The organism is Lentzea alba (assembly GCF_047445655.1).
In the GTDB taxonomy this organism is placed as follows: Bacteria; Actinomycetota; Actinomycetes; order Mycobacteriales; family Pseudonocardiaceae; genus Lentzea; species Lentzea alba_A.
Genome location: NZ_JAJAEG010000002.1, coordinates 521144 through 533621 on the forward strand (window position 1 = coordinate 521144; position 12478 = coordinate 533621).

General features: G+C 68.8%; 11 protein-coding genes. 5 read left to right on the top strand and 6 right to left on the bottom strand.

What is annotated here, in order from left to right; all coding sequences use genetic code 11:
* Nucleotides 1-26 precede the first annotated feature (26 nt).
* From meaB to LFM09_RS05480, 3 genes are read right to left on the bottom strand one after another with little or no spacing between them, the layout of a single operon-like run.
* Complete coding sequence (gene meaB, locus LFM09_RS05470) at nt 27-1019, bottom strand: methylmalonyl Co-A mutase-associated GTPase MeaB (protein ID WP_414095137.1); 993 nt, start codon at nt 1017-1019, stop codon at nt 27-29.
* On the bottom strand, nt 1012-3147 hold the full coding sequence (gene scpA, locus LFM09_RS05475) for a methylmalonyl-CoA mutase (RefSeq protein WP_414095138.1): 2136 nt from the start codon (nt 3145-3147) through the stop codon (nt 1012-1014). The genes meaB and scpA overlap by 8 nt, the downstream gene beginning before the upstream one ends.
* Entirely contained in the window at nt 3144-4856 is a 1713-nt protein-coding gene (locus LFM09_RS05480) for a methylmalonyl-CoA mutase family protein (protein ID WP_414095139.1), read from the bottom strand. The genes scpA and LFM09_RS05480 overlap by 4 nt, the downstream gene beginning before the upstream one ends.
* 90 nt (nt 4857-4946) lie before the next feature.
* Here LFM09_RS05480 and LFM09_RS05485 point away from each other — a divergent pair, with 90 nt between their 5' ends.
* The 3 genes from LFM09_RS05485 (at nt 4947) to LFM09_RS05495 (ending at nt 9059) form a co-directional block, all read left to right on the top strand.
* Complete coding sequence (locus LFM09_RS05485) at nt 4947-6578, top strand: serine/threonine-protein kinase (protein WP_414095140.1); 1632 nt, start codon at nt 4947-4949, stop codon at nt 6576-6578.
* Nucleotides 6579-6666: 88 nt separating this feature from the next.
* Complete coding sequence (locus LFM09_RS05490) at nt 6667-7458, top strand: purine-nucleoside phosphorylase (RefSeq protein ID WP_414095141.1); 792 nt, start codon at nt 6667-6669, stop codon at nt 7456-7458.
* Nucleotides 7455-9059 carry a phospho-sugar mutase gene (locus tag LFM09_RS05495; protein WP_414095142.1) on the top strand — a complete coding sequence of 535 codons (1605 nt, stop codon included), beginning with the start codon at nt 7455-7457 and terminating at the stop codon, nt 9057-9059. Before LFM09_RS05490 ends, LFM09_RS05495 begins: the two co-directional genes overlap by 4 nt.
* On the opposite strand, the gene LFM09_RS05500 is transcribed toward LFM09_RS05495, so the two are convergent.
* Both LFM09_RS05500 and LFM09_RS05505 read right to left on the bottom strand, forming a co-directional pair.
* Nucleotides 9056-9397, bottom strand: a complete 342-nt coding sequence (locus tag LFM09_RS05500; protein WP_414095143.1) for a hypothetical protein — start codon at nt 9395-9397, stop codon at nt 9056-9058. The two genes, LFM09_RS05495 and LFM09_RS05500, sit on opposite strands and share 4 nt — an antisense overlap.
* Nucleotides 9398-9418: 21 nt before the next feature.
* Complete coding sequence (locus LFM09_RS05505; RefSeq protein WP_414095144.1) at nt 9419-10045, bottom strand: class I SAM-dependent methyltransferase; 627 nt, start codon at nt 10043-10045, stop codon at nt 9419-9421.
* Nucleotides 10046-10065: 20 nt separating this feature from the next.
* On the opposite strand from LFM09_RS05505, the gene LFM09_RS05510 reads away from it, so the two are divergent.
* Together LFM09_RS05510 and LFM09_RS05515 are read left to right on the top strand one after the other, a co-directional pair.
* Nucleotides 10066-10533, top strand: a complete 468-nt coding sequence (locus LFM09_RS05510) for a hypothetical protein (RefSeq protein ID WP_414095145.1) — start codon at nt 10066-10068, stop codon at nt 10531-10533.
* Nucleotides 10533-10985, top strand: coding sequence for a flavodoxin family protein (locus LFM09_RS05515; RefSeq protein WP_414095146.1), 453 nt, complete (start codon nt 10533-10535; stop codon nt 10983-10985). Before LFM09_RS05510 ends, LFM09_RS05515 begins: the two co-directional genes overlap by 1 nt.
* 70 nt (nt 10986-11055) lie before the next feature.
* Here the strand turns inward: LFM09_RS05515 and LFM09_RS05520 are convergent, their stop codons facing one another.
* Nucleotides 11056-12375, bottom strand: coding sequence for a hypothetical protein (locus tag LFM09_RS05520; protein ID WP_414095147.1), 1320 nt, complete (start codon nt 12373-12375; stop codon nt 11056-11058).
* Nucleotides 12376-12478: the final 103 nt, after the last annotated feature.

The window sequence follows — 12478 nt, forward strand, 5'->3', positions numbered from 1 at the left end:
GAAGGTCACCCAAACTAGTTACGCGCTCACCCTGAGTCCGACTGGAACGCCTTCAGGATCTGCTCTGCCGCAAGCGTCGCGGTGAGCTCTCCAGATCGGACTTTCTCCTCCAAAGTGGGCGTCAACGCGCGCACGGCGGCACTCTCGCGCACCTGCCGCCACAGCTCGTCGTGGACCATCATCCAGGTCCATTCCACCTGCTGGCGGCGCCGGCGTTCGTCCAGTTCCCCGGCATCGGTCAGGGTCGACCGGTGTTCCAGCACGCGGGACCACAGCTCTTCGAGACCGGTGCCGGTGAGACCCGAACACGTGAGCACGGGCGGGTGCCACAACGCGTCCGGCGGGCGCAGGAGCTTCAACGCCCCGGCCAGCTCACGCGCGGCCTTGCGGGCGTCCAGCTCGAACTCGCCGTCGGCCTTGTTGACCGCGATGACGTCCGCGAGCTCCAGGATGCCCTTCTTGATGCCCTGCAACTGGTCACCGGTGCGCGCCAGCGTCAGGAACAGCGAGCAGTCCGTCATGTTCGCGACGGCCACCTCGGACTGCCCGACGCCGACCGTCTCGACCAGCACCACGTCGTAGCCCGCGGCCTCGACCAGCACGATCGTCTCGCGGGTGGCCTGCGCCACACCGCCCAGCGTGCCGCTCGTCGGCGACGGCCGGATGAACGCGTCCTGGTTGACCGACAGCCTGCTCATCCGGGTCTTGTCACCCAGAATGCTGCCGCCGGTGCGGGTCGACGACGGGTCGACGGCGAGCACCGCTACCCGGTGGCCCCGCTCGGTCAGCATGGTGCCGAGCGCGTCGATGAACGTCGACTTGCCCACGCCGGGCACGCCGGTGATGCCGACCCGGACCGCGTTGCCCGACTTGGGCAGCAGCTCGATCAGCAGCTCCTGCGCCTTCGCGCGGTGGTCCGCACGCGTCGACTCGACCAGGGTGATCGCCTTGGCGAGCATCCCGCGATTGCCGTCGAGGACGCCCTTCGTGTACTCGGCGACATCGATCACCCTAGCCATGGTGCCCGAGCTGATCTGCGAGTTTCACCAGCAAATCCTTGGCCGCGTCCGCGATCACGGTGCCGGGCGGGAAGATCGCCGAGGCGCCCGCCGCGTACAGCTCGTCGAAGTCCTGCGGCGGGATCACGCCACCGACCACGATCATGATGTCCGGGCGGTCGAGCTTGGCGAGCTCTTCGCGAAGCGAGGGCACCAGCGTGAGGTGGCCGGCCGCGAGCGAGGACACGCCCACGATGTGCACGTCGGCCTCGACGGCCTGGCGCGCGACCTCCTCCGGCGTCTGGAACAGCGGGCCGACGTCGACGTCGAAGCCGAGGTCCGCGAACGCCGTGGCGATCACCTTCTGGCCGCGGTCGTGGCCGTCCTGCCCCATCTTGGCGACCAGGATGCGGGGACGGCGGCCTTCCTCGGCCGCGAACGCCTCGACGACCTCGCGGCAAGCGTCCACGTTGGACACAGAGCCGACCTCCTGCCGGTAGACGCCGGAGATGGTGCGGATCTGCGCGCTGTGCCGGCCCCACACCTTGCCGAGCGACTCGGAGATCTCGCCGACCGTGGCCTTGTTGCGGGCGGCGTTGATCGCGAGCTCCAGCAGGTTACCGCCGCCGCTCGCCGCGTTCGTGAGCGCGTCGAGCGCACTGTCCACTGCGGACTGGTCGCGTTCTTCCTTGAGGCGGCGGAGCTTCTCCAGCTGCTGGGCGCGCACGCCGGCGTTGTCGACCTTGAGGACCTCGATCTGCTCGTCGGTGTCCACGAGGTACTTGTTGACGCCGATGACGGGCTGCCGGCCGGAGTCGATGCGCGCCTGGGTCCTCGCCGCGGCTTCCTCGATGCGCAGCTTGGGGATGCCCTCGTCGATCGCGCGGGCCATGCCGCCGGCCTTCTCGACCTCGGTGATGTGCTCCCACGCCTTCTTCGCGAGCTCGTTGGTGAGCCGCTCGACGTACGCGCTGCCGCCCCAGGGGTCGATCACGCGCGTGGTGCCGGACTCCTGCTGCAGCAGCAGCTGCGTGTTCCGGGCGATGCGCGCGGAGAAGTCGGTGGGCAGGGCGAGCGCCTCGTCAAGTGCGTTCGTGTGCAACGACTGCGTGTGGCCCTGCGTCGCCGCCATGGCCTCGACGCACGTGCGCGCGACGTTGTTGAACACGTCCTGCGCGGTGAGGCTCCACCCGCTCGTCTGGCAGTGGGTCCGCAGGGACAGGGACTTGGGGGACTTCGGCTCGAACGTCTGCACGAGCTTCGCCCACAGCAGGCGCGCGGCCCGCATCTTGGCGATCTCCATGAAGTAGTTCATGCCGATCGCCCAGAAGAAGCTGAGTCGCGGCGCGAACCTGTCCACGTCCAGCCCGGCCGCCTTGCCCGCGCGGATGTACTCGACGCCGTCCGCGAGCGTGTACGCCAGCTCCAGGTCGGCGGTCGCCCCCGCCTCCTGCATGTGGTAGCCGGAGATCGAGATGGAGTTGAACTTCGGCATGTGCTCGGAGGTGTAGCTGAAGATGTCGGAGATGATCCGCATCGACGGCTGCGGCGGGTAGATGTAGGTGTTGCGGACCATGAACTCCTTGAGGATGTCGTTCTGGATCGTCCCCATGAGCTGCTCCGGCTTCACCCCCTGCTCCTCCGCCGCGACCACGAAGAGCGCCAGGATCGGCAGCACCGCGCCGTTCATCGTCATCGACACGGACATCTTGTCCAGCGGGATGCCGTCGAACAGCGTGCGCATGTCGTAGATCGAGTCGATCGCGACGCCGGCCATGCCGACGTCACCGGCCACGCGAGGGTGGTCCGAGTCGTAGCCTCGGTGCGTTGCCAGGTCGAACGCCACGCTCAGGCCCTTCTGACCGGCCGCGAGGTTGCGGCGGTAGAAGGCGTTCGACTCCTCGGCCGTCGAGAAGCCCGCGTACTGGCGGACGGTCCACGGCTGGTTGACGTACATCGTGGGGTACGGGCCGCGCAGGAACGGCGCCACGCCGGGGTAGGTCTGCAGGAAGTCCAGACCGTCCACATCGGATGGACCGTAGACCGGCTTGACCGCGATGCCCTCGGGCGTCTCCCAGACCGGGAGGTCGGTCTCGTACTTGGCCGACGGGATGGGGCCGAGGTCGATGTCCGCGAAGTTGGGGATCATCGCTCCACTCCCTTGGATTCTTTGATGGCGAGGAACTCAAAGGTGTTGTTCAGGATTTCCAGCGCCGGGCAACCCGTGTAGACGTAGCCGTCGACTGTTGCCTCACTCTTCTTGCCGGCCAGGAGTACCCGCTCGGCGCCCGCGTTGCGCAACGCTTCGACGGTCGCGACCGCCTGGTCGGCGTAGCTGGTGTCGCTGCCGCACAGGACCGCGACCTTGGCTCCGGACGCCTTGAACTTCTCGGCCACGTCCTCGGCGGTCTTGGTCGGGCCCGCGTTCGGGGTGGCGAAACCGCCGGCGTTGAACAGGTTCGCGGCGAAGGTGGCTCGCGCGGTGTGGGCGGCGACCGGGCCGAGGGTGGCCAGGAAGACCTGTGGGCGTTCGGGCTGGGCGTCGGCGAGGTCGCGCAGCTCTTCGAAGGCCTGCGCGTACCGGACTCGCGGCAAGTCGCCCGACGGCACTTCGGGAGCCGGTTCGCGGACGACGGGCTTCTCGGTGAGGTTCGGGAACTCGCTCACGCCCGTGATCGGGTCACTCCGGTCAGCAAGCCGAGCCGACCGCGCGGCCCACGTCTCGGCGATCCGGGAGGCGACCAGCGAGCGTGCGGCGGAGAACCCGCCCGCCCGTTCGATCTCCTGGAACCAGGACCACGCGTGGGAAGCCAACGAGTCCGTCAGCGACTCGACGTACCAGGACCCGGCGGCGGGGTCGATCACCTCACCTAGGTGCGACTCCTCCAGCAGCAGGTTCTGCGTGTTGCGCGCGATCCGGCGGGCGAACTCGTCCGGCAGCCCGATCGCCGCGTCGAACGGCTGCACCGTCACCGAGTCGGCGCCACCCAGACCCGCGGCCAGCGTCGCCACGGTGGTGCGCAGCATGTTCACCCACGGGTCGCGGCGGGTCATCATCGCGGACGACGTCACCGCGTGCTGCACCTGCGGCACGTCCACACCGGACACCTCGGCGACACGCGCCCACAGCCGGCGCGCCGCACGCAGCTTCGCGATGGTCATGAACTGGTCGGCGGTCGCCGCGTAGCGGAACTCCAGCTGCGCGAAAGCCTCAGAAACCCCGAGTCCCGCGTCGGTCAGAGCCCGCAGGTAGGAGACGGCCAGCGCCAGAGACGCGCCCAGCTCCTCGGAGTCCGAGCCGCCCGCGTCGTGGAACGGCAGCGCGTCGACCACGACGGTCCGCAGCTCAGGGAACTGCTGAGCCTGCTTGATGACGTCGAGCGCCTCGCCGAACGGCGTCAGGGCGAGGTTGCCGGAGACCTGGGAAGGCAGCAGCGGCGCCTGGTCGTAGATCCGCAGCATCGTCCGTGCGGCCTCGACGTCGCCGTCGAGCACGATCGGCGCGAGGTCGAGGTAGACACCGTCCAGCACGCGTTCCAACGACGAGGCCGGCAGCGCGAGCCACAGCGAGGTGACACCGCCTTCGAGGTCGTTCATCAGCGCGACCGGATCGGGCACGGCGTGGCGCTGGCGGACGTCCCAGCCCTGTTTCGCCGGTGCGAGGGCATAGGGCGGCAGCGCGTCGTCCAGCGTGTAGAGCGGCTGCAGCTCGATGCCGTCGTACGTCCGCGTGACCAGCGATTCGTAGCTGGCCCCGGACTTGCGGAGGACGGCGTCGACCAGCTCACGCCATTGTTCCCTCGACGCTGCGGGGAACTCGTTCGGGCGGAATTCGGCGGGCAAGGCCAACTCCATCATGCGTTGCAGTGTTACCGACCAGTACCGACACGGCTATGTGAGGTTCACCGCCGTTAACGATGCAGCCAGTCTTGCAGGAAGAATGGTCGCGTGGACGAGGAGCGCTTGATCGCGACCAGATATCGCCTGCTGCACCTGCTCGGGCAGGGGTCCATGGGCACGGTTTGGGCTGCTCACGACGAGGTGCTGCGCCGGCAGGTCGCGGTGAAGGGGATCCTGCGGCCGCCGGGGATGCCGGATGCCGCCGCCGATGAGCTGCGTGAACGGACCATGCGTGAGGCACGAGCGGTCGCCGCGCTCTCGCATCCGAACCTCGTCACGCTCTATGACGTCGTCCAGCACGACGGCGACCCGTACGTAGTGATGGAGCTGGTGCCGTCACGCAGCCTCGGCGAGGTGCTGCAGGAGCAGGGCTGCCTCACCGAGAAGCAGGGCGCTGCGGTCCTCGACGCGATCGCGGCGGCGCTGGCGTCGGCGCACCGGGCGGGCATCACGCACCGGGACGTGAAGCCCGGCAACGTGCTGATCTCCGACGACGGCCGGGTCAAGCTCACCGACTTCGGCATCGCGCGCAACGTCGCCGAGGCCACCATGACCGCGCGCGGCATCACGCTCGGCACCCCCGCCTACATCGCGCCCGAGGTCGCGCAGGGCGGTGACGTGTCGGAGGCTGCGGACCGGTGGTCGCTCGGCGCGACGATGTGGGCCGCGATGGCCGGCGAGCCGCCGTACGTGGGCAAGAACGTCATGCAGACGATCAACGCCGTGATCAACGGCGACGTGCCGGTGCCCGCGGGTGCCGGGCGGCTCGCACCGTTGATCAGCGGGTTGATGCAGAAGGACGCCACCGAACGGCTTTCGCTCGTCGACGTGCGCAAGCAGGTCTACCCGCTGCTGCCCGAGCCCGGCACGGACGCGTTCGAGGTCCGCGAGTCCGTGCCGCTGCCGGTGGTCGTGCGGCCGAAGCCGAAGATCGAGCCGGACGCACCGCTGGCCGACGACCCCGGGCCGTTGCCGTTCCTGATCACGAAGCCGATCGCGCCGCAGCGCGAACGGGGACGGGTCGCGTCGACGTTCGTGCTGGTCGCGGCCATCCTGCTGTTCGTGGTGGGCTCCGGAGGAGGGTTCGCGATGACGCGGCTCGTGGCGGGTGCCTCGCTGCTCCCGCCGGCCGAGCAGAGCGTGTCGCCGACGCTGCCCACGCTGCCCACGTCCGCGACGCTGGAACAACGGACCGCGTCGGCCGCCACGGCCATCGGCGACCAGGGCGGGAAGTTCACGCTGAACGTCGAGAAGAGCTGGGAGATGTACACCGAGCAGCGCGCGGCCGACAAGCTGATGCCGCCGTCCGCGGTGGTGCACTTCATCTCGCAGACCGGTGCGTACGAGGTCGCGGTGCAGCGGTTCCCCGACTTCTACCCGAGGCGCGACATCAGCGCGTACACGGCCAGCGTGCAGGCGCGGTGGCCGAGCCGGTTCTTCGGCGGCGACAAGATCCTCACCCCGAACCTCAACGGGCCGCGCAGCGAGGACGGCATCCAGTTCATCTACAAGACGGTGGAGGGCGACGAACCCGAAGCGCTGAGGAGGTCGCACTTCTCTCGCGTGCTCCCCTACGGCAACGACCTGTGGGTCATCGAGGTCGTCGTGCCGACCGAGCAGGAGGACGAGGCGCGCGTCCGGCTGTTCGACGCGATCGCCTCCACGTTCGCCCCGGTGTAAGCCGTGTCCTGGGGGTCACGTCCGCGATAGCCGCGCCCGACACGACTCTCATCGGACAGACCCCCAGGACACGGCTTAAGCTCTCGCGGTGACTCCAGAAGAGCTGGCCGGCAAGGCCGCGGAAGAGATCCAGAGCCGCACCGGCGTGGCGAAGCACGACATCGCGATCGTGCTCGGCTCCGGCTGGCGGCCCGCCGCCGACGTGATCGGCGAGCCGGTCACCGAGATCGGTGTCGGTGAGCTGACCGGGTTCGAGGCGCCGACCGCGCTCGGCCACGGCGGCACCATCCGTTCTGTCGAGGTGGGCTCGAAGAAGATCCTCGTCGTCCTCGGCCGCACCCACGGCTACGAGGGCAAGGGCGTGCAGAAGGTCGTCCACGGCGTGCGCACCGCGGCTGCCGCGGGCGTGTCGACGATCATCCTGACCAACGCCGCCGGTGGCCTGCGGCAGGGCATGTCCGTCGGCCAGCCCGTGCTGATCTCCGACCACCTCAACCTGACCTCGCTGTCGCCGCTGGTCGGCGCGCGGTTCGTCGACCTGACGGACCTGTACTCGCCGCGGCTGCGCAAGCTGGCGCAGGAGATCGACTCGTCGCTCGAAGAGGGCGTGTACGCGGGGCTTCCCGGCCCGCACTTCGAGACGCCGGCCGAGATCCGGATGCTGCGCACGCTGGGTGCGGACCTGGTCGGCATGTCGACCGTGCACGAGGCCATCGCCGCACGTGCCGAGGGTGTCGAGGTGTTCGGGTTGTCGCTGGTCACGAACCTCGCGGCGGGCATCACCGGTGAGCCGCTGAACCACCAGGAGGTGCTGGACGCCGGCGCCGCCGCTGCTCAGCGCATGGGCACGCTGCTGCGCGAGCTGGTGGACCGGGCATGAGCCTGACGCCGACGCTGCGCGACGCGACGTTCCGGTGGATCGCTGACGATCCCTCCGCGGCCTCCCGTGAGGAGCTGCAGGGGGTGCTGGCGCGCGCGATGGGTGGCGATCCCGCTGCTCTGGAGGATCTGACCGACCGCATGGCCGGGCCGTTGACGTTCGGCACGGCCGGGCTGCGCGGACCGGTGCGTGCGGGCACGAACGGCATGAACGTCGCCACCGTGGTGCGCACGACCGCCGGGCTGGCTTCGTGGCTCGGGTCTTCCTCCGGTGTGGTGTTCGTCGGGCGCGACGCCCGGCACGGCTCGGAGGAGTTCGCGACCGCTGCTGCCGAGGTGATGGCGGCCGCGGGCTTCGACGTGCGCGTGCTGCCAGGGCCGTTGCCCACGCCGGTGCTGGCGTTCCTGGTGCGGAAACACGGTGCGGTGGCGGGGATCCAGATCACCGCGTCGCACAACCCGCCCGCGGACAACGGTTACAAGCTCTACCTGGCCGGTGGTTCGCAGATCGTGCCGCCGTCGGACGGGGAGATCGAGAAGGCGATCGAGGCTGTTCCGGCGGCTGTGTCGGTGCCGCGTTCGCCTTCGTACTCGGTCGTTTCCGACGCCGACGTCGACGAGTACCTGGAGCGCGCCTCGTCGTTGCCCAGCGGCACGTCGCGAACGCTGAAGATCGCGTTGACGCCGATGCACGGCGTCGGTGGCGCGTTCGCCGTGGAAGCGTTGCGGCGTGCGGGTTTCACCGACGTGCACGTGGTGCGGTCGCAGGCGGTGCCGGATCCGGACTTCCCGACCGTGGTGTTCCCGAACCCCGAGGAGCCGGGCGCGTCCGACGAGCTGCTTTCGCTTGCCGCGTCGGTGGACGCGGACCTGGCGATCGCGCTCGACCCCGACGCGGATCGATGTGCTTTGGGTGTGCGGGACGGTTCGTCGTGGCGGATGCTGCGCGGTGACGAGACGGGCGTGCTGCTCGGTTCGCTCGTGCTGTCCACCACCGAGTCCACGGACCCTTTGGTGGCAACGACGATCGTGTCCTCGTCGCTGTTGAAGTCGATCGCTTCCGCTCATGGTGCGCGGTACGCGGAGACGTTGACCGGCTTCAAGTGGCTGGCGCGCGCGGGCGAAGGTCTGGTGTTCGCCTACGAGGAAGCGCTCGGCAACTGCGTCGACCCGGCCTTCGTCGCTGACAAGGACGGCATCTCGGCCGCCGTTGTCGCCGCGGACCTGGCCGCGGGCCTCAAGGCTTCCGGTCGCACGCTGCTCGACGCGCTCGACCAGCTCGCGATGGACCACGGCCTGCACCTGACGGACCAGGTCTCGTTGCGGTACACCGATTTGTCGCTGATCGGCGCGACGATGGCCCGGCTGCGCGCTCAGCCACCGTCGGACTTCTCCTCGGAAGACCTGCTTCCGGGCGCCGACGTGCTGCGGTGGACGGCTGACGGCGTGCGCGTGATCGTGCGCCCGTCCGGCACCGAGCCGAAGCTCAAGGCGTACCTGGAAGTGGTCGAGCCGGTCACGGACGGACTGGAGTCCGCCCGTGCGTCAGCGAAGGCCCGGTTGGCTGAACTGCGGGAACGGGTGACTGAGCTCGTCAGCTAGGCCGGGAAGGCCAGCGCCCACATCAGCGCGAGCACGGCAACGGCGAAACCCCCGCCGGCCACGAGGTAGGCCCTTCTGGTCGGCGGGGCGATCGCGTTGCGACGCCCCTCGGTGACCGCCGCGACGGCGATCCGCCCGAAGATGTAAGCGATCGTGCAAAGCCCCACGCCGAGTCCGAGCAACATCGTGTTGATGTCCCACGGGCTGTGGTCGAACCCCGGCCACAGCGACGCGAAGAGGGGCCCGAACCCGATCATCCCGATGCCGATCGCAAGGCCGAAACCCCAGGTGATGCGACGCTGACGAGGACTGGTGGTCATAAGGGCGGTGGTCTTCATGGTCCCTCCTGTGTACACCCTTTAGGACGTGCTTCCGGCCGCGGGGTTCCGTTTGCGGAGCAACAAGAACGCCTGCGGTCCCTTCTCGTCCACGTCCCTCTGACGTTGCAACCGTGCCACTTCGTTGAACCCGGCCGCGGTCGCGTTGCTCACGGTCTCGTCGATGTCGCGCCAGTAGATGTCGAGATCCACGTCGTGGCCGTACGCGTTGTCGAGGTGCCTCACCTGATCACCCAGCTTGAAGGCGTGCAACAGGTACCCGCCGGGTTTCACGACGCGGTGGAACTCCTGCCACGGCACGGCTTCGGCCGGCATGTGCACGGTGGAGTACCAGACCACGGCGCTGCCCAGGCTGTCTTCCGCGAGGTCGAGCTTCGTGATGTCGCCCTGGCTGAAGTCGAGGTGCGGGTAGAGCCTGCGCGCCTGGTCGAGCATGCCTCCGGACAGGTCGACGCCGAACGCTTCCTTGCCGAGTTCGTGCAGGTGCTGGGTGATGCGGCCGGTGCCGCAGCCGAGGTCGCCGACCGGGTTCTCGGCGAGTTCGGCGAACGCCCGCATGATCGCGGCGTCGAGGGGTCGTCCGTCGTGCGCGTCCGGGATGAGGCGGGCGTACGTGGCCGCAACAATGTCGTAGGAGGCCTGGGTCATGGTCATCTATCTTGCCGATCATGGAGTACACGCGGCGTGACCTCGCCCAGGCCGTGCTGGACGCGCACCCGGACAGCAGGCGCGGCCTGAACATGTTCTACGGCAGGTTCAGCGACGACATGAAGGTGCACCAGGGCAAGCTTCGGGACGCCCTGCTGAAGGCCTTCGGAGTCGACCTCGACTCCAACAGGGCGATGCAGATGATGCTGAAAGGCACGGTCGACTCGAACGCGGCCATCCGAGGCCCGATGAGCAACTTCGGCGAGGCCGGTCTGCTCATCACCAGGCTGGAGGGCAGCGGCGTCCTCGCCAAGGTGGACGAGATCTACGAGCTGAACCAGTTGTCGCTCAAGGCGCACCTAGACATCGTCGAAGAGCTGCTCGGCCTCGTGGACTCGACGGTCCAGACGGTCACCACGGAGGATCTGGAGGCGCTCGGCGTGGACCTCACGCCGCCGAACATGAGCGACTACGAGATGGACTACTGATGGCCCGGTTGCTGCTCGTACACCACACCCCGTCGCCCGCGCTGCAGGCGATGTTCGAGGCGGTCGTCGCCGGCGCCTCCACGCCCGAGATCGAAGGCGTCGAACTGGTCCGGCGAGCCGCGTTGTCCACAACCGCTGTGGATGTGTTGGAGGCCGACGGCTACCTGCTGGGGACGCCCGCCAACCTCGGCTACATGAGCGGCGCGTTGAAGCACTTCTTCGACACCATCTACTACCCGTGCCTCGATTCCACACGCGCGAGGCCGTTCGGGTTGTACGTGCACGGCAACAACGACACGACAGGTGCGGTGCGCAGCGTGGAGACGGCTACGACCGGGTTGGGCTGGGAGAAGGCGGCCCAGCACGTGCTCGTCACCGGGGAGCCGTCGAAGGCCGATCTGGAGGCGTGCTGGGAGCTCGGCGCCACCGTTGCGGCCCAGTTGTCCACATGAACCCAGGGTTGTCCACAGCCTCTTGTCCCCAACCTGTGGACAACCCTGGGGATATCTTCGAACATATGTTCTAGAGGCGGATGCGGCGCACAGTGGACCACGGCTGCCACTGGCCGCCGACCAGCGCACGGACGCGCACGTCGTACTGGCTGCCCACGCAGATGTACTCGGCCCACGCCTGGTTCTGCCGGTCGACCCGGACCGAAGCGACGTCGGAGAGCTGGCTGGTGTCCACGACGCAGCCGCCGCCCGCGAAGCCGTCCAGGTGGATCTCGTAGCGCGTCGCACCGGTGATCGGGGTCCAGGCGAAGTCCGCCCAGGTGTGGACGCTCCAGTCGCCCCAGCTCCAGTAGGTCCCAGAACCTCGGCCCCACACGTCGCACGGCGCTGTGCCTGAGTCGCGGCCATCGACGCGAGCCAGGACCAGGCGGACGAACGAAGTGCCGCACATCGGGTTCGTGTACCAGTCGGTGGTCACGATGTTGACGTTGCGGCCGGGCACGACGCCTCGGAGCCAGTGCGCGACCGGCGCGTGGCTGGTGCGCACGGCCAGGTCGGCGAGCGAGGTGACGCCGTTGAGGGTGCCGTTGACGATCCCGCCGAAGTCCGGGGTGAGGGTCGTGCCCAGCGCCGAGAAGCGGTTGTGGTCGTGGTTGAGCAGGGTGTGCTGGATCGTGTTGATCACGACGGCGGGGTCCATCGTGTTGGGCCACGGCGCGTCGATCGCGCCCGCGCCGAACGCGCCCAGGTCGAGCAAACGGTTGGAGTTGTCGAACAGGACCACGTTGCGGCCGAGGTTCCACAGCTGGCTCAACGTCACCGAGGCGCCCATCGAGGAGGGCATGATGCGGCCGCCGAACTCGCGCACCACGGCTGAGCGGACCTGCGCGTGGCCGTGGTCGTCGAAGGCGGTGTACCTGTTGAGGCCGAGCAGGACGACCTCGCGCGGGTGGCTGCGCACGAACTCGCCGATCTCCGCGAGCACCTGTTCCACCCGCGGGCCGCGCAGGCCGTGTTCGAGGTACACGAACCCGTCCGGCTCGCGCGTCAGCCGCAGGTCGAGGTAGCGGATGCCGTCCCGCAGCTGCTGGCCGACGCCGGTGGGCTGGGCTTTGGACCACGACGCGGCCACCGAGCGCGGGATCACGTCGACGATGCCGCCGAGGTCGTTGCGGCCTGCCTGCGACCACGGCGAGTCGCCGCTCAGCGTGGACGTCGCCGAGTCGTGCGTGCCGGGGATCGGCAACTCGGTGAGCGGGATGTCGGAGATGCCTGGCAGCGAACCCATCCAGTCCGACACCCGCACCGTCGACGAGTCGGCGGCAGCGGGAGCGGCCGGTATCAGGCAGGCTGCGAGCACCAGTGCGGAAACGAGGACGTGACGACCCATCGCAACCTCCACACGAATGTGAATTTTGCTCAGGTACGGTACTTGTCCCGGTCCCGCGAGTCGCCGTCCGAAAGTCTGGTGTTGCGGGAGCTCACCCGGAGCT

Coding starts and splice junctions, on each gene's coding strand:
- meaB (WP_414095137.1), bottom strand. CDS start 1,019: ATGGCTAGGGTGATCGATGTCGCCGAGTACACGAAGGGCGTCCTCGAC.
- scpA (WP_414095138.1), bottom strand. CDS start 3,147: ATGATCCCCAACTTCGCGGACATCGACCTCGGCCCCATCCCGTCGGCC.
- LFM09_RS05480 (WP_414095139.1), bottom strand. CDS start 4,856: ATGATGGAGTTGGCCTTGCCCGCCGAATTCCGCCCGAACGAGTTCCCC.
- LFM09_RS05495 (WP_414095142.1), top strand. CDS start 7,455: ATGAGCCTGACGCCGACGCTGCGCGACGCGACGTTCCGGTGGATCGCT.
- LFM09_RS05500 (WP_414095143.1), bottom strand. CDS start 9,397: ATGAAGACCACCGCCCTTATGACCACCAGTCCTCGTCAGCGTCGCATC.
- LFM09_RS05505 (WP_414095144.1), bottom strand. CDS start 10,045: ATGACCCAGGCCTCCTACGACATTGTTGCGGCCACGTACGCCCGCCTC.
- LFM09_RS05510 (WP_414095145.1), top strand. CDS start 10,066: ATGGAGTACACGCGGCGTGACCTCGCCCAGGCCGTGCTGGACGCGCAC.
- LFM09_RS05515 (WP_414095146.1), top strand. CDS start 10,533: ATGGCCCGGTTGCTGCTCGTACACCACACCCCGTCGCCCGCGCTGCAG.
- LFM09_RS05520 (WP_414095147.1), bottom strand. CDS start 12,375: ATGGGTCGTCACGTCCTCGTTTCCGCACTGGTGCTCGCAGCCTGCCTG.